At 74.9% G+C, this 21,542-nt stretch carries 14 protein-coding genes; 11 read left to right on the top strand and 3 right to left on the bottom strand.

The genetic code is table 11. From position 1 onward, the window contains the following. Positions 1–9: 9 nt before the first annotated feature. The 11 genes from C4U44_RS05940 to C4U44_RS05890 all read left to right on the top strand — a co-directional run bounded on the left by C4U44_RS05940 (position 10) and on the right by C4U44_RS05890 (position 14,126). Positions 10–927: an RNA polymerase sigma factor SigF gene (locus tag C4U44_RS05940; RefSeq protein WP_103884533.1), complete on the top strand. Its 918-nt coding sequence runs from the start codon at positions 10–12 to the stop codon at positions 925–927. Positions 928–1,144: 217 nt separating this feature from the next. Next, complete coding sequence (locus tag C4U44_RS05935) at positions 1,145–3,583, top strand: phosphatidylglycerol lysyltransferase domain-containing protein (RefSeq protein ID WP_103884532.1); 2,439 nt, start codon at positions 1,145–1,147, stop codon at positions 3,581–3,583. Positions 3,584–5,263: 1,680 nt separating this feature from the next. Next, positions 5,264–6,919 (top strand): ATP-binding protein, encoded by a 1,656-nt coding sequence (locus C4U44_RS05930; RefSeq protein ID WP_103884531.1) that lies wholly within the window; start codon positions 5,264–5,266, stop codon positions 6,917–6,919. A gap of 2 nt (positions 6,920–6,921) precedes the next feature. Then, entirely contained in the window at positions 6,922–7,356 is a 435-nt protein-coding gene (locus C4U44_RS05925) for a roadblock/LC7 domain-containing protein (protein WP_103884530.1), read from the top strand. Then, positions 7,353–7,703: a DUF742 domain-containing protein gene (locus C4U44_RS05920; protein WP_103884529.1), complete on the top strand. Its 351-nt coding sequence runs from the start codon at positions 7,353–7,355 to the stop codon at positions 7,701–7,703. Before C4U44_RS05925 ends, C4U44_RS05920 begins: the two co-directional genes overlap by 4 nt. Next, a complete protein-coding gene (locus C4U44_RS05915) occupies positions 7,681–8,358 on the top strand; it encodes a GTP-binding protein (protein ID WP_103884528.1) in 678 nt (225 codons plus the stop codon). Before C4U44_RS05920 ends, C4U44_RS05915 begins: the two co-directional genes overlap by 23 nt. Next, positions 8,355–9,596: a cytochrome P450 gene (locus C4U44_RS05910; protein ID WP_103884527.1), complete on the top strand. Its 1,242-nt coding sequence runs from the start codon at positions 8,355–8,357 to the stop codon at positions 9,594–9,596. Before C4U44_RS05915 ends, C4U44_RS05910 begins: the two co-directional genes overlap by 4 nt. Positions 9,597–9,612: 16 nt before the next feature. After that, positions 9,613–10,863, top strand: a complete 1,251-nt coding sequence (locus tag C4U44_RS05905) for a cytochrome P450 family protein (RefSeq protein WP_103884526.1) — start codon at positions 9,613–9,615, stop codon at positions 10,861–10,863. 121 nt (positions 10,864–10,984) lie between these two features. After that, positions 10,985–11,524, top strand: a complete 540-nt coding sequence (locus C4U44_RS05900) for a hypothetical protein (RefSeq protein WP_103884525.1) — start codon at positions 10,985–10,987, stop codon at positions 11,522–11,524. Between the two features lie 86 nt (positions 11,525–11,610). Further along, a complete protein-coding gene (locus C4U44_RS05895; protein ID WP_103884524.1) occupies positions 11,611–11,817 on the top strand; it encodes a hypothetical protein in 207 nt (68 codons plus the stop codon). A 158-nt stretch (positions 11,818–11,975) separates the two neighbouring features. After that, positions 11,976–14,126: an HEXXH motif domain-containing protein gene (locus tag C4U44_RS05890; RefSeq protein WP_160144984.1), complete on the top strand. Its 2,151-nt coding sequence runs from the start codon at positions 11,976–11,978 to the stop codon at positions 14,124–14,126. 22 nt (positions 14,127–14,148) lie between these two features. Here C4U44_RS05890 and fxsT read toward each other — a convergent pair whose 3' ends face one another. Genes fxsT through C4U44_RS05875 form a run of 3 tightly spaced genes read right to left on the bottom strand, consistent with a single transcriptional unit; the run spans position 14,149 to position 21,520 of the window. Beyond that, positions 14,149–18,672 (bottom strand): FxSxx-COOH system tetratricopeptide repeat protein, encoded by a 4,524-nt coding sequence (fxsT, locus tag C4U44_RS05885; protein ID WP_146088206.1) that lies wholly within the window; start codon positions 18,670–18,672, stop codon positions 14,149–14,151. Then, positions 18,669–19,835: an AAA family ATPase gene (locus tag C4U44_RS05880; protein ID WP_103884776.1), complete on the bottom strand. Its 1,167-nt coding sequence runs from the start codon at positions 19,833–19,835 to the stop codon at positions 18,669–18,671. The genes fxsT and C4U44_RS05880 overlap by 4 nt, the downstream gene beginning before the upstream one ends. 5 nt (positions 19,836–19,840) lie before the next feature. Further along, complete coding sequence (locus tag C4U44_RS05875; RefSeq protein ID WP_146088205.1) at positions 19,841–21,520, bottom strand: VMAP-C domain-containing protein; 1,680 nt, start codon at positions 21,518–21,520, stop codon at positions 19,841–19,843. Positions 21,521–21,542: the final 22 nt, after the last annotated feature.

The raw sequence follows: 21,542 nt of genomic DNA, 5'->3' as shown, positions 1-21,542 counted from the left end.
GGAGATGACATGACGGTGGCCACGCAGTCCGCAGAAGCGCCCGTCCAGACCGCGGTGACGGGTTCCGTCGCCGCCTCTCCCGACACCAGCGGTCCGGGCGCGCAGGCCGGCGCCGCCGACCTGCCCTGGATCGAGGACGCCGCCAAGGTCGCGCCGCAGGACGCGAGGGCGCTGTCGAAGCTGTTCTTCGACCGGCTGCAGGACCTGGAGGAGGGCACCCGCGAGTACAGCTACGCGCGCAACACCCTCATCGAGATGAACATGTCCCTGGTGCACTTCAGCGCCCGGAGGTTCCGCAGCCGCGGCCCCGAGGAGATGGAGGACATCATCCAGGTCGGCACCATCGGGCTGATCAAGGCGATCGACCGGTTCGACCTGAGCCGCGAGGTGGAGTTCACCACCTTCGCGGTGCCGTACATCGTCGGCGAGATGAAGCGGTTCTTCCGCGACACCAGCTGGGCCGTGCACGTGCCGCGCCGGCTCCAGGAGCTGCGGGTGGAGCTGGCGAAGGCCCGCGACCACCTCACCTCGGTGCTGGACGCCAAGCCGTCCGTCGCCGAGCTGGCCGCCTACCTGGAGATCGGCGAGGAGGACGTCATCGAGGGCCTGGTGGCGTCGAACGGCTACACCGCCGGCTCGCTCGACCTGCCCGCCGGCGACGAGGAGAGCACCGACAACAGCCGGTCGTACGCCGAGTCGATCGGCTCCTGCGACCCGGCCATGGAGCTGTTCGAGGACTTCCACGCCCTCGCCCCGCTGCTCGGCCGGCTGGACGACCGCGAGCGCAGCATCCTCCGGATGCGCTTCGCCGACGAGATGACGCAGGCCGACATCGGCGCGGAGCTGGGCTGCTCGCAGATGCACGTCTCGCGGCTGCTGTCGCGCACCCTCGCGAAGCTGCGCCGCGGGATGCTCACCGACCGCTGAGGGTCCGCTGCGGACGGCGCGGGACTCCCCCCCCCGCCGCGTTCCGCCCGCGGCCGCCCCGGATCACGACGCTCCCGGCTCCCGACTCCCGCTCCCGGCGGTGACGGTCGGGAGCCGGTCGCGTCCCTGACGGCGAAATCCCCCCGTATGCCCCAAGTGCCCGGCGTGTTCCGCGCGCCCCGGCGGCTCCGGGGTCGGCGGCCAGCACCCTTGGTCCATGGTGCACTGGCTCGGCGACGCGCAGGGCGCGCAGACCTCGGACACCGGGCGGGTACAGCTCTTCCTGCTGCTGGCCGGGCTGGTCTGCTCGTTCCTCTTCATCCGCTTCAGCACGCGGATGATCAGGCGGCAGGTGTCGTGGTGGCCGGGCAATGTGCAGCCGGGCGGCATGCACATCCACCACGTGGTGTTCGGCCAGGTGATGATGATCATCGGCGGGGTCGGCGCCTTCGGGGTGCGCGGCGGCCCGCTGGCGCACGACATCCTCGCGGTGGTCTTCGGGATGGGCTGCGGGCTGGTGCTGGACGAGTTCGCGCTCGTGCTGCACCTGGAGGACGTGTACTGGAAGGAGGAGGGCCGCCGCTCCGTCGACGCGGTGATCCTCTCCGTCGCCGTGATCGGGCTGCTGCTGGCCGGTGAGGCGCCGCTCGGCGGGTACGTCGGCGGGACCTCGGCCGGGTCGTACGTCGTGGCCGCGCTGCTGCTCGGCTTCGTGGTGCTGTGCCTGCTCAAGGGCAAGGTGTGGACCGGGCTGCTGGGCGTGATGGTGCCGGTGCTCGCGGTGGTGGGCGCGGTGCGGCTGGCCCGGCCGCACAGCCCGTGGGCCCGCTGGCGCTACACCTCCCGGCCGCGCCGGATGGCCCGGGCCGAGCGGCGCGAGGAGGGCTCCCGGCGGCGGGTGATGGCCGCGAAGACCGCGGTGATGGACGCGGTCGCCGGGGCGCCGAACCCGGTCTCGCTGACGAAGCGGCCACAGGTGGTGCCGACGGTGGTCGAGGTGCCGCCGTCCCGGCTGGAGTTGCTGCTGGACCGCGTCCTGCGCCCGCTGCACGGGCCGGGCGCGGTGGTCGCCGTGTGGTACCTGCGGCTGGCCGCGGTGGTGGACCTCGTCACCGGGCTGGTGGCTCCGCTGCGCGACCGGGCGCGGGCGGCCGCCGGCGGCGAGTACGTCAGCGCGTTCCTGGTCAGCCCCGGATTCACCGGCGCCGCGCTGGCGTTCGTGCTGTCGGTGAGCCTGCGCCGGCGCAAGCGCGCGGCCTGGCTGCTCACCACGGTGGCGGCCTTCGCGTACACCGTGGCGATCGCGATCGCCGTGGGCGTGGTGGCGGGCGCGCACCGGCACCCGGTCAACTGGGTCTCGCTCGCGCTGACGTCGGTGCTGCTGGCCGCCCTGCTGGTGTCGCGCCCCGTCTTCAACGTGCGCGGCGAGCGGCGCAACGTGGCCGTGGGCCTGATCAGCCTGGTGGCCGGCGCGGCCGTCGCGGTGGGCGCGGGCACGCTGCTGGTGTACGCGACGGACCAGGACCCTCCCGCGCAGTGGGGCCCGAGCGCGCGGTACGCCACGGTGCGCACGCTGACGCTGTCGGCGCTGATCAAGCACCCAGGGATCAGGGTGCCGTGGTGGGCGGACCTGGCGATCAACCTGATCAGCGTGGCGCTGCTGCTCCTGGTGGTGCTGGCGTTCCTGCGCGCGCCGCGCGGCCGGGCCCGGCTGCAGCCCGCCGACGAGCGGCGGCTGCGGGCCCTGCTGCAGGACGACGGAGGGCGGGACTCCTTCGGGTACTTCGCGCTGCGCCGCGACCGCGCGGTGTGCTGGTCGCCCGGCCGCCAGGCGGCGATCGTGCACCGCGTGGTGAACGGCGTGACGCTGGCCGCCGGCGACCCGGTCGGCCCGCCCTCCGCCTGGCCGGCGGCGGTCGCGCACTGGCTGGACACCGCCCGCAGTCACGCCTGGGTGGCGGCCGTCGCGCACGCCGGCGACGGCGCCGCGGGCGTCTACACGGCGGCCGGACTGCACGGCCTGGAGTCGGCCGTGGAACCGGTGATCGAGGTCGGCGCGCTGCCGGCCGGGCCGGTGGAGCTGCGGCGGACGATGACGGCGGCCGGCTACGCGGTGGTGGTGCGCCGGCAGCACGAGCTGGCCGAGGAGGAGTGGGTGCGGCTGCGCCAGCTCGCCGAGGCGTGGCGGCAGCACGGCCGGGCCGGCGGCGGGGTCCAGCTGGGGCGGCTCGGCGATCCGGCCGACCCGGGGTACGTGGTCGCGGAGTGCCGCGACGGGCACGGCAGGACGTGCGCGCTGCTGGCGTTCGTGCCGTGGGGCGAGGACGGCCTGACCCTGGCGATGCTGCGGCACGACCGGGAGTCGGGGCACGGTCCGGTCGACCTCGTCCTCACCGAGGTGCTGCTGCGCGCGTACACCGGCGCGGCTCCCCTGACCGGCGTGGTCCGCGTCTCGCTCAACCTCGCCCCGGCCGGGGACGAGCAGGCGTACGAGGCGTACCGCCCGCGGTGGGCGCTGCGCCATCTGATGTACGAGCGGCGGGCCGAACTCCCGCGGGTGATCGCGGCCGCGGCCTATGCGGAGGGACTGCGGCTCGCCGCCGCGCGGAGCGCGCGCGCCCTGCGGACCGCCCCGCGGGCCCGGCTGCGGGCCTGACGGACCCGCGCCCGCACCGTATCCCCGCGCGAAGCGCCGCCTTTGCGGAACCGGCCGCGGGCCGCGGAGTTCCCCGGAATTCCGTGATCCAAGGGGCGCGGGCACGGCGGGAATTCGCGATTATCGGTCGTGCGTGCGTGTCGCCCGGGGCGTTTACCGTGTCCCGTACCCGCCCAATTCGCAGATATGTTCCCCGGATTCCCTGGAAGGGGATCCGGGGCGTCGCGTACCGGGTCCGCAGACGAGGCGGCGGCGCGGCCGGAAGGGGCGGGGTCCGCTCCGCCCGCTCCGCCGCCCGCAGGTCCCCGGCGGGGAGTCGGGGATGACGCCGGGGAGGTGTCGCTCGGCACGGCCCCGGGTTCCCGACGGGCGGCCGACGGGGCGGTCCGCGGCAGGCGTTGGGGTCGTGCGGCACCGTGCCCGGCCGCGGGATCCGGGGAGGACCGGTGTGCATGCGGGGATCAGGTCGCGATCAGGGTGGGCGAACTCCTTTGTGGACGTGGTCAGTTGAGCTCACCCGCCGGCGTGGAAGGGAAGTTCCGACAGGTCGGCCTGTGTGGCCCCCCGCGCAGGTGGTGGCGGCATCCGGCGCGCGGCATCCGGGGAGATTCGGGTGAGGAAGCGGGGAGGAAGTGTGTCGATTCCCTCTCTGCGGGAGAGGTGACGGCCCCTCACCTGGTCGACTCGGGACTCGCGTGGAGGGCGGCGGCGACCAGGGTGCGCCGCCGCCGAGGGACGGGATCAGGCCACACCCGGCACGGACCGGGTGCGGCGGGGAGAGGAGGCTTCGGTGCGGAAGCCGGCGGGCCCGCGGGCGTTCCGGCCGCGCCCCGGCGCGGAGTCGACTTCGGCGCCGAGGGCCGGGGAGGAGCAGCCTTCTTCCGGGCCGGACAGCCGCATCGGCGGGGGCGCTCCGACGCTGAACGGCGACCGGAAAGCACCAGGTCGGACGGCCACCGGGCCGCGCCGGAAAGGGCGTACGGGCACCGCGAGCGACCGCCCTGCTGCTCCGCCGGCACGGCCCGGCGCGCGGGCGATGCACGAGATCACGCCGACCACCGGAGCGGTCCGGCACCGTTCGGCCGGCACCGCGGAGCGGGTTCCCGGTGCACCTGTCCGACCCCGACTCCCGTACCCCTGCGCGGAGGTAGGCTCGCTCTCCGTGCCCGCCGCAGCCGCGTACGGCCCCGGCCCGGCGCACCCGCGACCGCCACGACCCTCGAAAGGGTGGACACTTCGGTTGTGCGCTCGAACGGCTCGCCCGAATTCGCCGAGTTCTTCCGCACTCGCGCGCCGCGTGCAATGCGCAGGGCTTGGCGTGCCGTCCCGCCGCCTGTATAAGATCGGAATGCGGCCGTTTCCCGGGCCGTTCCGAATCGGCCACGCAATTCCATTCCGGTACGGCGCCGCGACGCACGCGCACCGCGCGACCGGACGTCCGGGTCGTCGTGCCCGGCCCGTCCCGGTTGCCGTTCGGCGCGATCCCGTGGGTCGCCGCACCGCCCACGGTGAGGACAGTCAGGTGACCACGGCCGTCAGCCGCAGGCGAGCGGACCGGTTGCCGCGATCCGTACGCCGCCGCCCCGGCGCGGGCCGGCCGCCGTTACCCTCCGCCGCCGCCTCCCCGTCATCCCCCACCCCGGACGGGCGTCGTGCCGCGTCCCGATTCCTGAGGATCTGATGAGTACTCTGATACAGGAGGCGGCCGCTGCCCTGCTGCTGGTCGTCGCTCTGGCCGCCTGCGGCGCGGCCGTACGCTTCCGCCGGATCGCCCACGCCCGGCAGCGGCAGGTCGAGCAGCAACACGCGCAGAACCAGGCCACGTTGCTGGCCGAGCAGGAACGGGTGCGCCAACTCGCCGACCGGCAGCGGGCGTTGGAGGACGCGCTGGGCTACCTCGCCTCCACCGGCCTGGCCGAGGCGGCCGCCGCGGCGCTGGAGCCGGGCGAGGGCCGCGAGGTCGAGTTCGTGCTGCCCCAGCCGCTGAACGGCACCCCCGCCGCGCAGCGCATCGAGGAACTGGTCGCCGGGCACACCGCGTTGGTCCGGCAGACCCGCCGCGACACCCAGGCCGCGGCCGACCGCCAGGTGGAGCAGGCCCACGACGACGCCCGCGACGCGACTCGCGCCGCCGTCCTGACCTTCGCCTCCGCCCTGGTGAACCTCGGCGCCGAACTCGCCGACCAGGTCAGCGTGGGCGTGCGGCGGCACCACAGCGACGAGGCGTATGCGACGCTGATGGAGATCGACCACACCTCCCAGCAGATGCTGCGCGTCGCCCAGGGCTACATGGTGCTGGCCGGCGGCACCCTCGGCCGGCGGCTGCCGGCCACCGAGTTCACCGACATCGCGCGCGCCGCGATGGGCCGGATCCAGAACTACGAGCGGGTGCGGGCGCAGGAGCTGGACCAGGCCGTGGTGCCGCGCGCGGTCGAGGCGCTGGTGCACACCCTCGCGATCCTGCTCGACAACGCGGTGCGCTACGCCCCGCCGACCTCCTACGCGGAGGTGTCCTTCCGCACCGGGCACAACGGCGTGACGATGCTGGTGGACGACGCCGGCCTGCAGATGAGCCCCGAACAGCTGGAGCGGGCCCGGGAGATCCTCACCGGCAAGCAGCCGCTGGACATCCACGCGCTCGGCGCGTACCCGCAGACCGGATTCCGGGTCGCGGCCCAGCTCGCGGCGCGCTACGGCTTCCGGATCGACCTCGAAGCGCCCAACCTCTTCGGCGGCACCCGGGCCCTGGTGTTCGTCCCCGCCGCGCTGCTCACCTCGGCGCCGGTCGTGCAGGCGGGCCACGTGCCGGCCCCCGGCAGCGAGCAGGCGTACGGCCCCGGGCAGGGGTACGCCGCCGGCCCGCAGGGCTATCCCGGCGACTCGGGCCACTCCGGGCAGGCCGCACCGAGCGCGCAGCCGGTGCGGACGGCCCAGGAGCCGCAGCCCTGGACGGCGCTGCCCGCGTACGGCCACGAGGGGCGCGAGGACGGCCCGCACCACGCGCGCCAGGACGGTCCGGCTCCCGCGGGTCAGCCCACCACGGCCAGCGGGCTGACCCGGCGCCGGCGCCGGCCGCAGACCGCCGCCCCCGCCCCGGCGGCGCCGGTGGGCGAGGCGCGGCCGGGCCGGCCGGACATCGCCGCCGCGTGGGCCGACGGCACCCGCCGCGGCCGGGCGCCCTCGGCGCCGGCGGCCGCGGAGGGCTGGTCGGCCGCGGGTGCGGAGCGTGCGCCGCAGGACGCGACGGACCACGGCAACGGCTCGGGCCGGCCGGGCACGTCGGGCGCACCGGACGTGCAGGAGAACACGTCGGCCACTTCGAAGGGCGATTCCTGACCATGTTGAAAGCTCACGACGACAACGCACTGGGGTGGCTGCTCGACGAGCACCTCGGCAACTGCCCGGGGGTGCGGTTCGCGGTCCACATGACCTCCGACGGCCTGCTCAGCTCGTACACCAAGACCATCGACAAGGACACCGGCGACAAGCTGGCGGCCGTGACGGCGGCACTGCGGGCGGCCGGGCTGGCCTGGGCCGAGGTCACCGGTGCGTGGGGGGCGCCCAACGCGGTGCGCCAGCACCTGATCGAGACCGACCAGTGGATCGGGCTGACCTCCGCCGCCGCGGAGAACTCGCTGCTGGCGGTGTGTGCCGACCTCGACGGCGACATCGGCATGATCACCGAGCGGATGAACGCGCTGTCACAGCGGGTGGGTCACGAACTCGTCAGCAGGGAGCGGCGGCCGGCCGGCGAGGGTGGTCGGCCGAGGTGAGCGGTCCGCGGCGTGACCCGGATGTGGTCAGGCCCTATGTCCGCACCGGCGGGCGCAGCCGTCCCTCCCGCGACGTGCGCCTGGAGACCCTGGTGATCGCCGCGGACTCCCCGCTGCAGGGCCTGGAGCCCGACGCACGACGGGTGTTCGCGGTGTGCCGGGGCGGGGTGCTCGCGGTGGCCGAGATCGCCGCCGGGCTCGAACTGCCGGCCTCGGTGGTCCGCATCCTGGTCTCCGGCCTGATGGACTCCGGCCACCTCGCCGCCCCGGTCCGCCGCTCCCGCGCCGACGCGCCGACCACCGACCTGCTGAAGGAAGTGCTGCATGGCCTCCGCTCCATCGCCTGACCCCGGCCCGTCCGGCGGCGGCACCGCCCTGTCCGGCGGGACGGACCTGCCCGGCCCGCACGACACGGCTCCCGACCTCGGCTTCGAGTACCACCCGCCCACCGTCACCCGCTCGGCGAAGCTGCTGATCACCGGGCCGTTCGGGGTCGGCAAGACCACGCTGGTGGGCGCCGTCGCACCACTGGTGCTGCGGATGGACGAGTCCATGACCGAGGCCAGCGTCGGCGTGGACGACCTGCGCGGCACCCCGCAGAAGACCACCACCACCGTCGCCATGGACTTCGGCCGGCTGCACCTCAACGAGAGCCTGGTGCTGTACCTGTTCGGCACGCCCGGCCAGGCGCGGTTCCGGCCGCTGTGGGAGGGGCTGGCCGACGGGGCGCTCGGCGCGCTGGTCCTGGTCGACACCCGGGACCTGGACCACAGCCACGACGTGCTGGACCTGCTGGAGGAGTACGGCACGCCGTACGCGGTGGCGATCAACCGCTTCGACGACGCGGTCGAGTACCCGCTGGACGAGGTGCGCCAGGCCCTGGACCTGGACGGGTCCACGCCGCTGACGGTCTGCGACGCCCGCGACCGGGACTCGTGCGTGCGCGCCCTGATCACGCTTGTCGAATATCTGTCCGCCCGCCAACTGGAGTCCCGCCCGTGACGTCTCCGCCCCCCGCCGACACCGCGCCCGCCGCCCCCGTATCGGGCCGGGTCCCGCTGTACACCCAGGAGTTCGCCTCCGACCCGCACGGCGCCTACGACTGGATGCGGGCCGAGTACGGCCCCCTGGTGCCGGTGGAGTTGTCGCCCGGCATCCCCGCCACCCTCGTCATCGGGTACCCGCAGGCGCTGCGCATCCTCAACGACCCGCAGCGCTTCCCGGCCGACCCCCGGATGTGGCAGCGCGACGTGCCCGACGACTGCCCGGTCAAGCCGATGATGGAGTGGCGGCCGAACGCGCTGCGCTCCGCGGCCGAGGAGCACCACCGCTACCGCTCGGCGAACACCGCGAGCCTGGACAAGGTCAACCAGCACCAGCTGCGGGCGACCGTGGAGCAGGTGGCCGCCGAGACCGTCGCGCGGTTCAGCCCCACCGGCCAGGCGGACCTGCTCACGCAGTACGCCTGGCCGATCGCCTTCCGCGTGCTCAACGAGATGCTGGGCTGCCCGCCCGAGGTGGGCCAGCGGGTCGCCGACGGCATGGCCGCGATCTTCGAGGGGGTGGACGCCGCCGCGGGCAACCTGATGCTCGGGCAGGCGCTGCGCGACCTGACCGCCCTCAAGCGCGAGTCCCCCGCCGCGGACATCACCAGCTGGCTGATCGGGCACCCGGCGGCGCTCACCGACGAGGAGATGGACCACCAGCTCGTCACGCTCTACGGCGCCGGCATCGAGCCGACCACCAACCTGATCTCCAACACGCTGCGGCTGATGCTCACCGACGACCGCTTCTCGGGGAACCTGCACGCCGGCAGCCTGTCGGTGCGCGACGCGCTGGACGAACTGCTCTTCACCGACCCGCCGCTGGCGTCGTACTGCGTGACGTACCCGCCGCGCCCGGTGGACATCGAGGGGGTGCGGCTGCCCGCGCACCAGCCGGTCGTCATCTGCATGGCCGCCTCCAACAACGACCCGGCGATCGGCGCCGACCTGTCCCGGCGGATCGGCAACCGCGCCCACCTGGCCTGGAGCAACGGCCCGCACGCCTGCCCGGCCAAGTCGCACGCCTACCTGATCGCCGAGACCGCCCTGGTCTTCCTCGTCGACGCGCTGCCGGAGATGGATCTGGCCGTTCCCGTCGAGGAGCTGACCTGGCGGCCGGGCCCCTGGCACCGCGCCCTGGCCGCCCTGCCGGTCAGCTTTCCCCCCGTCCCCGTCCCGCCCGCGCCCCAGAGCTGAACGGAGCACCCCTGCCGTGTCCCAGCCCACCCCTCTCGTCCTGGACCCCACCGGTTCCGACCCGGACTCCGAGCACGAGAAGCTGCGCGCGCAAGGCCCCGCCGCCCGCGTCGACATCCTCGGCGTGCCGGCCTGGGCCGTCACCGACCCGACCCTGCTGAAGCAACTCCTCACCGGTCCCGACGTCTCCAAGGACGGCCGGCAGCACTGGCCCGCGTACGACCAGGCGGTCGCGACCTGGCCGCTGGCGCTGTGGGTGTCGGTGCACAACATGTTCACCGCCTACGGCGGCGACCACCGCAGGCTGCGCCGGATGGTCGCGCCGGCCTTCAGCGCGCGCCGGATAGCCGCGCTCGGCGAGCGGATCGAGCAGATCGTCACCGGTCTGCTCGACCACCTCGACGAGCTGGCCTCCGACGCTCCCGGCACGCCCGCGGACCTGCGGGAGCTGTTCGCGTACCCGATCCCGATCCAGGTGATCAGCCACCTGATGGGCCTGCCCGAGGCGCAACAGGCGGACTTCCGCACCGTGGTGGACGGCGTGTTCTCCACCACGCTCACCCCCGAGGAGGCGATGGCCAACACCATCCGCCTCTACGGGGTGCTCGACGACCTCATCGCCGCCAAGCGGACCGCGCCCGGCGACGACATGACCTCGCTGCTGATCGCCGCACGCGACGACGAGGGCGACGGCTCGGCGCTGTCCGAGACCGAACTGCGCGACACGCTGCTGCTGATGATCAGCGCCGGCTACGAGACCACGGTCAACCTGCTGGACCAGGCGATCACCGCGCTGCTGACCCACCCGGAGCAGCTGGAGCTGGTGCGGTCCGGCGGCGCGGACTGGTCGAGCGTCGTGGAGGAGACGCTGCGGCTGGAGCCGGCCGTGAAGAACCTGCCGATGCGGTTCGCGGTCCGCGACATCCCGCTGTCCGACGGGCAGGTGATCGCGGCCGGCGACGCGATCCTCGCCGCCTACGCCGCCGCCAACCGCCATCCCGACTGGCACGGCGACACCGCGGCGGACTTCGACATCACCCGCGCCGCGCCCGGCCCGGAGCACCTGGCCTTCGGGCACGGCGTGCACTTCTGCCTGGGTGCCCCGCTGGCCCGGCTGGAGGGATCGGTCGCGCTGAGCGCCTTCTTCGCCCGCTTCCCCGACGCCCGGCTCGCCGTGCCGGCCGGCGCCCTGACCCGGGTGCCGTCCCTGATCACCAACGGCCACCAGCACCTCCCGGTGGTCCTGCGGCCGGGCCCGGCCGGCTGACCTTCCACGCCGGATCCCCCAACAGCGGCCGGACGCCCGGGAATCGGGCGCCCGGCCGCTACGCGACGGCCTCCTCCACTACCGTGGTGGACGGGGCTGGCGCGAGCGCGGCGGGGGCGGGATGGCGCGGGACGAGCAGGATGTGACGGAAGCTCAGCTGCTGCTGATGGAGTACCAGCAGCTGAAGGCCGAGCAGCAGGCGCGGATCGGGTTCCGGGACAACCTGCTGTACGCGATGCTCGCCTCGGTGGCCGCGGTCGCGGCGGGCGCGCTGCAGGCGGGAGTGCCTGCCGCGCTGCTGGTGCTGCCGCCGGTGTGCCTGCTGCTGGGATGGACCTACCTGGTCAACGACGAGAAGATCTCCTCGATCGGCCGCTACGTACGGTCCGGGCTGGCCCCGCGGCTGGCTACCCTGTCGGCCGCCCGGGACCAGGTGTTCGGGTGGGAGTCCGCGCACCGCGACGACCCGCGCCGCACCACCCGCAAGTACCTGCAACTGGCGGTCGACCTGCTGGCGTTCTGCGTCACGGCGGCCGCGGGGCTGGTCGTGTACTGGAGCGCCGACACCGATCACCCGGTCGCGCTGCTGGTCGTGTCGGTGCTCGAGCTGTGCGGCGTGGGCGTACTGGCGTGGCAGATCTGGCTGTACGCCGACGTGTGAGGGTCCGCCGTCCGTCTTCCGCAACCCTTGCCCCGTGCGTCACCATGAGAGAGGACGACGCGCGCCGACGGAGGAGGGGGAGAGCCATGGATCTGACGGCACCCGAAGTGGCCTGCGAACTCGTGGACCTGACCGGTGTCACCCTGGCTGGCCTCGGCTCCCTGGACGCGGCCGTACTCGACCGTGCCACCGACACGCTGCTCGACACCGAACGGCGGCCGACGCTGGGCGCCTCGTCGGAGAACGTCGGCGCCAACTGCATGGCGGAGCCGGAGACCGGATCCCGCGGATGACGCGCGGTGGGCGATCCACCGCGGGGCGCGGCGAGTTACCCTCCGTGAGCGGGCTTCCCGCCGGACCCCCGGGTTCGGCGCACCCGGCCGCGCCGCCCGCCCGGTCAGGCACGAGAGACCCCGCCGGCGCCGCCGCCCGTACGGACCCGCCGCAGCAGGTGGCAGCGACCGATCCGGGCGCCCCCGCCACCGGCCCGGCCGGACCGGGCGACGTGGCACCTCCGTTCGGCCCGTCGCGCACGAGTGAGGCGGACACCCGCCCGGAGCCGCTGCCCGAACACCGGCTCCGCACCGACCACTTCCGGCAGCTCGCCCGCGGCAGCGGCGACGCGGCGACGGTCGCCGCCCTGCGCGCGGGCCAGCGCAGCCGCCGCCTGCTCATGCTGCGCGCCTTGGTGGTACGCCTGCTCGACCGCCCGGACCTGCTCGCCCCGTTGCCCGGCGCGCGGGTCGCCTGGCAACTCCTGCTCGACGCCGAACGCGTGGCGCCCCAAGCGGTCGAGGAGGTGGTGATGCACCCTTACGTGGGCACCTGGATCGGCACCGCCTCCCGCGCCCTGTGGCGGCCCGACCGCCGCCCGGGACCGGACGGCCCGGCCGCGAACGGGCGGCCCGAACTGCCCTGGGAGGCCGCCGGCTACCTGTTCGCCCTCGCCGCCTCCGCCGCGGTCCGGGCGGGGATACGCTTCCGCGTCCCGGTTCCCGTACTGGACGGCGGCGTGCTGCTGCCCGCGACCGGCCGCGTCCCGTCACCGCGGGAGGCGGCCGACCACGCGAACGCGGAGGCCGCGGCCGGCCCCGGCCGGCGCACGGCCGATCCGGACGTCCCGCGGGCAGGGACGTCCGGATCGGCCGCGGTGCCGTTGCCGGACCGGCAGACGGCCGAGGTCCTCCGGCTTCTCGACGGTGCTCCCGCCCAGGTGAGGTGGCGCGGGGGCGACCCGGTACCGGTCGACCCGGACGCGGACGGCCCAGGGTGGTGGGCACTGCGCCGGCTGCACGCCACGGGCCACGGCGCCGCGGGCGAGGTCCCGGCCGCGATGACCGTGGACGACGTCGACCCCTGGCGCGACTTCCTGCGCCCGCCGGTGCCGCCCGCGCGGCTGCCGGCCGGCCGGCTCGGCGGCTGGCAGGAACACTTCGCCGACGCCTGGGAACTGGTCGCCGGGCAGGACCTGGTCGACGCGGCCGGGCTGGCCGGCTGCCTGCGGTCGCTGGCGCCGCTGTGGGATCGCGGGACGGCGCGGGCGTTCAGCGGCAGCGCGCCCGACGCGTTCGGCGGGGTGCTGATGAGCACCCCTTCGGGTGCGGCGCAGTTGGCGGCGACGCTGGTGCACGAATCGCAGCACGTGAAGCTCAGCGCGCTGGACGACCTGGTGCCGTTGCTGCGCGGCAGCGCCACCCGCGAGATCCACCACTCGCCGTGGCGGGCCGATCCGCGCCCGGTGCGCGGCATCCTCCAGGGGACGTACGCCTTCCTCGGGGTGGCGCTGTTCTGGCACGCCGTCACGGCCGAGGCTCCGGCCGCCGTCGCTGAAGTCCCGCTGGCCGAGGCCCGGTTCGAGTTCGCGCTGCGCCGGGCCCAAAGCGGGGAGGGCCTGGCCACGGTGCTGCGGCACGCACCGCTGACCCCGGCGGGCGAGCAGTTCACGGCGCGGGTCGAGGACACCCTGCGGGCGCTGCTGCGCGCGCCGGTGCCCGCCGCCACGGAGTCCGCGGTGCAGGACGCCCTCGCCGACCACCGCATGCTCTACCGGCTCAGCCACCTGCGCCCGCCGCGTGAGCGGGCCGAACGGTGCGCCCGCGCGCTGCTGGCCGGCGAGCCGCTCGCGGACGGGCCGCTGGTGGCCGAACTCCACCCGGCACGACCGGTGTTGTCGCCGCGCGCCGGGCTGCTCCGGGTACGCTTCAGCGCCCCGGCGCGACTCGCCGGAAGCAGCCCCGCGCTGCCGGCGGGCACTCGCCACGCCGACCGGCTGTGGGCCGCGGGCGAGACGGCCGCGGCCCGGGACGGCTACCTGGACCGGATCGACCGCGACCCGCGGGACGTCACCGCGTGGGCGGGGCTGGGCCTGACGGTGCCCGCGGGAGCGGCCCGGCGTGCCCTGCGCGCCGCCCCGGAGTGGGTGGCCGCGGTGCACGCCGCGGCCCGCGCCCTTGCCGGGAACGGCGCGCCGCCGGCGCCCGAGGAGGTGGCCGCGTGGCTGGCCCCCGGGCTCACCGCGCACCAGGAGGGCAACCCTGACCGCGCCCAAGGTGCCCTGGGCGACCGGGTCCCCGCCCCCGTACCGGCCCCGGACCCGCCGTAGGCCGGGCGCCGCCCGCGGGCGGCTACTCGATGTCCGCGTCGCAGTCCGCCCGCATGCCGCGCGCCGCACCCACGGTGGCCGGGTGCGCGGCGCCGAGCGTCGCACGGAACCGCTCCACGGTGGCGGTGTGCAGGTCGGCGGCCTCCTGGGCCCGGCCGAGGGCACGGAGGTCCAGCGAGAGGTTGAGGGACAGCGCGAGCGTGGTGGGGTGGTCGGGGCCCAGCCGCCCACGGCACAACTCCACCACCTGGGAGTCGAGTTCCTCCGCCTCCGCGTAGTCGGCCAGCGTGTAGCGGTCGCTGGCGAGGTTGGCCGCGGCAGCCATCGCGGTGGGGTGTCCGGCCCCCAGCCGCTCGGTCAGCCGGGTGGCCGCCTCCTCGTTCATCCGGCGGGCGGTCTCGACGTCCCCGAGCAGCCGCAGGGTCACCGCGAGGTCGGTCGACGCGGCGAGGGTGTACGGGTGGCCCGCCCCGAGCAGGTCGCGCAGGGTGGTGTGGGCCTCCTCGCCGACCTTCCTGGCCTCCATCAGGTCGGCGTTCTGCCGCAGCGCCATGGACATCGCCAGGACCGCGGAGGACAGGTTGGTGTTGTGCCGGTTGAGCCGCTGCCGGTACGCGTGGACGGTGGACTCCAGCGCCTCCACCGAGCCCTGGTGGTCACCGGCCTTGCGGCGGGCGGTGGCGAGGTTGCGGGCGGCGACCAGCGACAGCGGCGCCTCGGCGTCGCCGACCACCTGCAGCACCCGCTGCATCGTCTGCTCCTGCATGTCGCGGGCCCGCAGGTACTCGCCGGTCTCGCGGATGTCGATGGACAGGTTGCTGGTGAGCAGCAGCGTCAGCATCGAGTCCTGGCCGAGCGTGAGGTCGGCCTGTTCCTTCGCCTCGGAGTCGATCGCCAGCGCGGCGGCGAAGTCCCCGGTGCGGCGCAGCGCCAGCGCGTAGTCGTTGGCGCTGGCGAGGGTGTCGGGGCCGCCCTCGTCGAACTCGCGGACGGCGCGCTGCCAGCGGTCGCGTTCGAGTTCGAGCATCGCCGCGAAGTCGCCCTTGATCCGGGCGTCCTGGGCGACCGCGCTCATCGTGAAGAGGGTGGCCGGGTGGTCCGGGCCGTGGTGCTCGCGCACCAGCTCCAGGCTGCGCAGGTTCATCGCGGCGGCCTCCTCGTGCTCACCCACCAGCCGCATCACCCGGGCCACGGTGCGGGCGACGGTGAGCGTCTGGAGGTCGGACGCGCCCAGGTGCTCGTTCCACCACTCCAGCACCTCCCTGCCGTAGTCCAGGCAGGTGGCGTAGTCGCCGCGTCCACCGAGGTAGATGACGAGGTTGCTGACGAGCTGGCGCACCCAGTGGTCGTCGCACTCCACGGCGCGGGAGAAGCGGGCGTGCACGAGCAGTTCGGCGTACGCGGCCCAGTCCCCCGCGGCACCGCTGCCGCCCGGGTCGCTGTTGGCCAGCAGGACGTGCGCGCCGTGCCGCATGTCGTAGCGCTCGGTGGCGGACATCTGGCCGACCAGCACGGCCCGCACCAGCCGGTGCATCTGGATGGTGCTGTCGCGGTAGTTGACCCGGATCAGGGCGTAGCGGCTGATCGCGCGGATGGCGTGGCCGAGTTTGATCGGGTCGCGCAGCACCTCGGTGAGTTCGCGCGGGAGTTGCACGCCGCGCACCCCGCTGAAGTAGCGGCGCGGAATTGGCTCGGGGGCGAAGAACGAGCAGATCTGCAGGAGTTGGAACGCGCCGGGGTTGGTCTCGCCGAGCCGACGCAACGACATGTTCCAGGCGGCGGCGACCGGTTCGGGGTAGTCCACCGGCACCCCGGCGCGCAGCAGTTCGCTGCGCCGCTGGATGAGGTCGGCCCGCTCCTCCTCGAAGACCTGGAGGTACTCGTCGACGGGCATGCCGGTCTCCGACAGCCAGGCGGCGGCCTGCTCGATCGCCAGCGGCAGGTTGCCGAGGGCCTCGGCGATCCGCGCCGCCTGCGCGGTGTCGAGTTCCGGTCCGCGGCGGCGCAGCAGTTCCACGCTCTCCTCGACGGTGAAGACATCCACGTCGACGGTCCTGGCCAGCCGGGACCAGTGGGCGTTGCGCGAGGTGATCATGATCCGGCCGGTGTCGCCGGTCGGGAAGAATTCCCGGACCACCTCCGGGTCCTCCGCGTTGTCGAAGACCAGCAGCCAGCGGTGGTAGGGGGTGCCGCTGCTCAGCGCCTCGAGGGTGTTGGCGACCAGTTCGGAGCTTTTGCTCGCCGAGTCCATGCCGATCAGCGGGCCGAGCTGGCTGAGCGACTGCTTGATCTGCTCCGGGCGTTCGGCCGGGATCCACCACACCACGTCGTACTCGGAGGCGTGCCGGTAGATGTACTCGATGGCGATCTGCGACTTGCCGACGCCGCCCAGACCGTGCAGCGCCTCGGGCAGCACCGCGGCCGATCCCCCGGCGGACAGCGAGTCGTGCAGGTCGGCGAGTTCGACCCCGCGGCCGGTGAAGTTGGCGTTGCGGGTGGGCACGCTCCACACCTTCGGGCGGTTGCGCACCCGGCGCTCGGTGGCATCCGGACTCGAACCGGCACGGACGGGGGTTGATGGCACCGAAGGTCCTCTCACGTGTTCTGCCGCGGCATCGGGCGATCCGGCGCCCGGCGCCGCGTCGGCGGTCAGGGGCTCGGCGGAGCGGGTCGGATGCGGATCAGCCATGTCACTCACCTCGACGGCCGGGCGGCCGTGTCCTGATATAGCAGTTTTCTGCGGGTCTGTTCGGCCGATGGGCGCGGGCGTTCGGGGTGTGTCCGCGGCCCGTGCCTGGTCCAGCCGGGCGCCCAGCGCGCGGGCGGGCGCGAGATAGGGGCCGCTGATCGCGTTCATCACCTTGACCTGGACCTGCGCGTACGGCAGGACGCGCGGGGTCAGCCGCAGCCCGCCGACCGTGCCGGCGGCGACCACGGAACGCAGTTCGCGCAGCGGTGCCAGCCGGCGGCTCTGCCGCTCCAGCGCGCCCATCAGCAGGTAGCGGCTCTCGTCGCGGCGGCCGGCGGCCAGCAGGAGTTCGCGTACCCCGTCGTGGAAGTCGTGGCTGATCTCGGACGCGTCCAGCGGGTCGTCGCCGATCCGGCGCAGCAGCCCGCCGAGCAGGACCTCGGAGAGTTCCGCCGGGCCCGCGCTGGTGGCGCCGGCCCGCAGGACGTACTCCATGGTGGGGATGTTGAGTGGCACCGCGGCCAGCCGGGCGGCGAGGTTCCAGGCCGCCGGGGTGGCCTCGGCGCGGAACCGCATCACCCGTTCGCGGGGCGTGGGTTCGGGCCCGGGTTCGGGCGGCGCGGCGGCCGGATCACCCGGGAAGGCCGACCACACGCCGGGCGCGACCGGTTCGAGGCCGGCGGCGAGCCGGGACCACCGGGCCAGCCAGTCCGCGTCGAGCGCCACGACCGGCACGGCGGGGCCGCTCCGTCCCGCCACCCGCCACGCGGCGGTGGGCGCGCCCGGCGCCGGCACCCGGATCTCGGCGCGGTGCGCCGGCAGCCCGGTGCGATACCACATCGCCTGCGCCAGCACCTGCACCACGACCACCGAGGAGGACGCCGACCAGCGCAGCAACGCCCGCTGCGCGGTGCCGTCCTGCCATGCGGCGCCCACCGCGTCGGTGAGCACCATCACCACGCGGCGCCGCTCGGCGGCGTGCCGGGCCGCGGCGCCCGGCCAGCCCCGGTCGGCGCGCACGTCGGCGTCGGTGAACCGGTCGCCGTCCACCCGGCGCACCCGCACGTCGCGGAACGCCCCGGTCCGCCGCAGCAGCGCGGCGAACTCGGCGGCCGGGCGGCGCCAGATCGTCATCGACGCGCTGGTGTCCACCACCAGCACGGCGTCCATCCAGCGCTCGCGGGCCGGGCGTAAGAGCGGCAGCCAGCGACCGCCCTGCGCGGCCGCGTCGGCGGTGGCGTCCTCGTCCAGCTCCCACGTGGTGCCCGACGGGTAGCGGCGTTTGAACGGGCGCAGCGCGCGGGCCAGGGCGCGCGGGTCGCGCAGCAGGGTGGTGCCGGGAAGCGCGGCGGCGCCGGACATCTCCTCCGGCGCCACCGAGCCCGCGCGTGCCGCGGCTCCGGCTCCCGCTGCCGCGGCGGCACCGCCGGTGCCGTCCGCCGCCCGCGGTCGGGCTCCGCCGTGCCCCGGCGGTTCGCCCGGCCGGTGCGGCGGGCCGGCGCCGCCCTCCCGCTCGGGTGCGCGGGCCGGGTCGCCGGCGGGCCGCGGCGCCGCGCCGGCCGGGCCCCGCCCCTCGGCGCCGCCCGGCGGGTCGCCGGCGGCCGGCGCCCCCGGCTCCGGCGCGTCCTGTGACGGGTCGGGCTCGCGGGGTTCGGGCGCGCCGGGATCGGCCGTCCGGCCGCCGGCCGGCTGCGGCACCTCGGGTGAGGACGGCGTGCGGCCCGGCCCCGGTGCGGGGTGCCGCTGGGGCGACGCGCCGGCTCCGTGCGCGGCCAGGTAGAGCGCGTCGGCGATCTCGAACCATTCGGCGCCGGGCGGCTCGTGGAACGGCGGCCCGGCGTCACTGCCGGGTCTCATGGCGATCCCGGGCCATCGAGGCGGCGCCACACCGCGTGCAGCAACTCCTCCCACTCGGCGCCCTCGCTGTGCGCACCGGACGAGGCCAGGTACAGCGCGTTGAGCAACTGGTCGGCGGCCAGGCCGCGTTCACGCGTACTGCGCTCGGCGAAACCGCGGATCAGCTCGCGCAGCCGCGGCTCCTCGGCCACCGCGCCGAGGTGCGCGGTGACGATGTCGGTGAGCCGGTCGAGATCCGGCTCGGGCATCTGCAAGTGCAGGCAGCGGCGCAGGAACGCCGGCGGGAACTCCCGCTCGCCGTTGCTGGTGATCACCACGACCGGGAACGCCCGGCAGCGCACCCGGCCGTCCGCCACGTATGCGGAGCCGCCGGGGTCGTCGGTCTGCACGTCCACCAACCGCTGCCGCAGCCGGGCGAGTTCGGGCACCACGTACTCGCCGGCCTCGAACACGTCCAGCAGGTCGTTGGGGAAGTCCATGTCGGACTTGTCGAACTCGTCGACGAGCAGCACCCGCGGGTGCCGGTAGGGCAGCAGCGCGGTTCCCAGTGGCCCGAGTTGGAGGAAGCTCCCGATGTCCGTGGCGGTGGCGGTGTCCGCGGGACCGGCCGCGCCGTCGGAGGCGCCGGAGGCGTCGGAATTCCCCGAGGCGGCTGCCCGCGCCTCCGCCCGGTCCTGCTCGGCGAGGGCGTGCACCCGGCCGACCGCGTCGTACGCGTACAGCCCGGAGCGGAGCGTGGAGTGGCTGGTGATCGGCCAGCGCAGCACCCGGCCGAGGCCGAGTTCGCGGCTGATCCGGTAGGCCAGCGTCGACTTGCCCGTGCCGGGGCGGCCGGTGACCAGCAGCGGACGCCGCAGCAGCAGCGCCGCGTTGACCATGTCGCCCTCGACGGTGTTGCGGCCGAGTGCGCTCAGCGAGGAGCCGAGCCTGCGCTGCACCTCGGCCGGGTCCTCGTCCGGCGGCGCCGGCTCGGTACGGTCCTCGCGCGGCCGGTCGGCCAGGTCCGGGTGCGCGCTGACGCCGTCGAAGGTCCGCCAGGGCGGCGCGGGCGGCAGCACCTCGTCGAGCGAGACGTCGTGGGCGGGCAGCCCGGTGCCCCGATAGACCCACCAGGGCCTGGGCGCCCGGCCCGAGTCGGCGGTGCCCGTGTCTGCGCGCTGCACGTCGGTCACTGGCCGTCCACCCTTCGCCGGTCCCCCCGGTCGGGACCCGACAGCGGCTCATGCGTCTCGACCGGCCGGGTCGGGTCGTCCCAGAGCAGGACCACCCGGTGTCCGACGCGGTGATGCGTACGGCCCGGCGGCACCGCGGCTCCCGATGGATCCCGGGGTTCCCGCGAGAAGTCCGACTGGGCCTCGAGTCTCAATTCTTTCACGGCCTCACGAAGCCTTAAAGGGTCGCGAAGCAGCCGCTCGAAGTGCTCCTCCGCCTCGACAGGGGAATGTGCGCCACCGGGGCCGGACCCGCTCTCCGTGGCGTGGTCCGCACCGGGGTCCGCGGCCGGTCCGGCGGTCTCCGGGGCGCGCGCGCCGGCGTCCCCGGGCGGCAGTTCGTCCCGGCCCAGCCACAGCACGACGGGGACGCCGCTGCGCAGGGCCGCCTGGAGTTCGAAGCCACCGTCGCCGTTCTCCTCGGGCGGGCCGCTGAGGACCAGCGCCCCCACCGACATCTCCGCGTTCAGCCGCGCCTCCAGCGCGGTCGGCCGCCCCACCGGCGGATGGCCGGGACCGCTGCCGCCGACCATCAGGCTGTGCCACTGCGCCGGGTTCTCCCGCAGCAGTTGCCAGCGCTGCCGCCACGGCCGGTGCCAGCGCTCAGTACGGCCCCGGGTCAGACTGCGCACCACGACCAGGTACTTGGCGCACAGCGGCATCGGCGTGTCGCTGTCGAGCTCGTAACGCCACGCCTGGACCGGCAGGTTCAGGTCCTCGGTCAGCAGGGCGAACTCCACGTGGATCTGGTCGGCGTCCCGCGCCCACGTCTCCTCCGCCTCGAACAGCAGTTGCTCCACCTGGCGTTCGGCCTCGGCGAGGGTCCACACGGCGGTGGGGCCCGGCCGGGGCTGCCAGTTCGCCGGGTCGTCGCTGCCGTAGTGCCGCCAGGAGGTGAGTTCGTAGCGGCCGGGGCTCTCCCTGGGCAGCAGCCGTATCACCAGGTACGCGTCGTGCGCGGACTTCGGCGGCGCATAGACCACCCGCTGGCGCAGCACGCCCATCTCCGAGACCAGCCCGAGCGCGGCCGCCTGCCGGTCGTTCCACGCCCGCAGCGCGATGGCCTGGTCGTACGCGACCTCGGCGGCCAGGTACTCCACCAGCGCGAGCGAGGGCGGCAGCCGGTCCTCCCGCGCGTTCAGGCCGCTCAGCGCCTCGTACGCGCTCCATGCGTCGTCGGGGGGCGGGTCCGGCGGGTCGTGCAGTTCACCGGCCGCGTCCTGGCAGAGCTGGGGCAGCCGCGGGGTGACCAGCCCCTTGAGCAACTGGCGTAACACCGACTCCTGTTCGGGCGGCAGCACCGGCTGCGCGAGCAGTTCCTCGGCGATCCTGCGGACCTCGGCGGTGCCCTCCTCGTCCAGCGTGGCGAGCGCGGCGGAGGCGGCCGCCATCATCCGCGGGTTGCGCAGGCAGGCCACCGCGAGTTCGACGTGGAAGTAGCGTGCGGCCGGGTGGTCCTGCACCCCCGTCGGCTCGTTGAGCTCCAACTCGGCCAGACGCAGGAAGACCTTGCGGGTGTCCGCGGTGCGCAGCGCGGGGGTCGACTCCAGCGCGGCGATCAGCTCGGCGAGCAGGCCCGCCTCACCGCCCCCGTAGCCGGCCATCCACCACCCCTCGCTCCGCCCCGCAGCAAGCATGTGCAGACTCTAGCGGGGCCGG

This window comes from Actinacidiphila yanglinensis, assembly GCF_900107965.1.
GTDB classification, from domain to species: Bacteria; Actinomycetota; Actinomycetes; order Streptomycetales; family Streptomycetaceae; genus Actinacidiphila; species Actinacidiphila yanglinensis.
The sequence above is the reverse complement of the archived record's forward strand: the minus strand, read 5'-3'. Positions and strand labels throughout refer to the sequence as shown.

Excerpts from the sequence above, each read along its gene's own strand:
- C4U44_RS05900 (WP_103884525.1), top strand. The coding sequence starts at position 10,985 with ATGGCGCGGGACGAGCAGGATGTGACGGAAGCTCAGCTGCTGCTGATG.
- C4U44_RS05940 (WP_103884533.1), top strand. The coding sequence starts at position 10 with ATGACGGTGGCCACGCAGTCCGCAGAAGCGCCCGTCCAGACCGCGGTG.
- fxsT (WP_146088206.1), bottom strand. The coding sequence starts at position 18,672 with ATGAGACCCGGCAGTGACGCCGGGCCGCCGTTCCACGAGCCGCCCGGC.
- C4U44_RS05895 (WP_103884524.1), top strand. The coding sequence starts at position 11,611 with ATGGATCTGACGGCACCCGAAGTGGCCTGCGAACTCGTGGACCTGACC.
- C4U44_RS05925 (WP_103884530.1), top strand. The coding sequence starts at position 6,922 with ATGTTGAAAGCTCACGACGACAACGCACTGGGGTGGCTGCTCGACGAG.
- C4U44_RS05915 (WP_103884528.1), top strand. The coding sequence starts at position 7,681 with ATGGCCTCCGCTCCATCGCCTGACCCCGGCCCGTCCGGCGGCGGCACC.
- C4U44_RS05875 (WP_146088205.1), bottom strand. The coding sequence starts at position 21,520 with ATGCTTGCTGCGGGGCGGAGCGAGGGGTGGTGGATGGCCGGCTACGGG.
- C4U44_RS05935 (WP_103884532.1), top strand. The coding sequence starts at position 1,145 with ATGGTGCACTGGCTCGGCGACGCGCAGGGCGCGCAGACCTCGGACACC.
- C4U44_RS05930 (WP_103884531.1), top strand. The coding sequence starts at position 5,264 with ATGAGTACTCTGATACAGGAGGCGGCCGCTGCCCTGCTGCTGGTCGTC.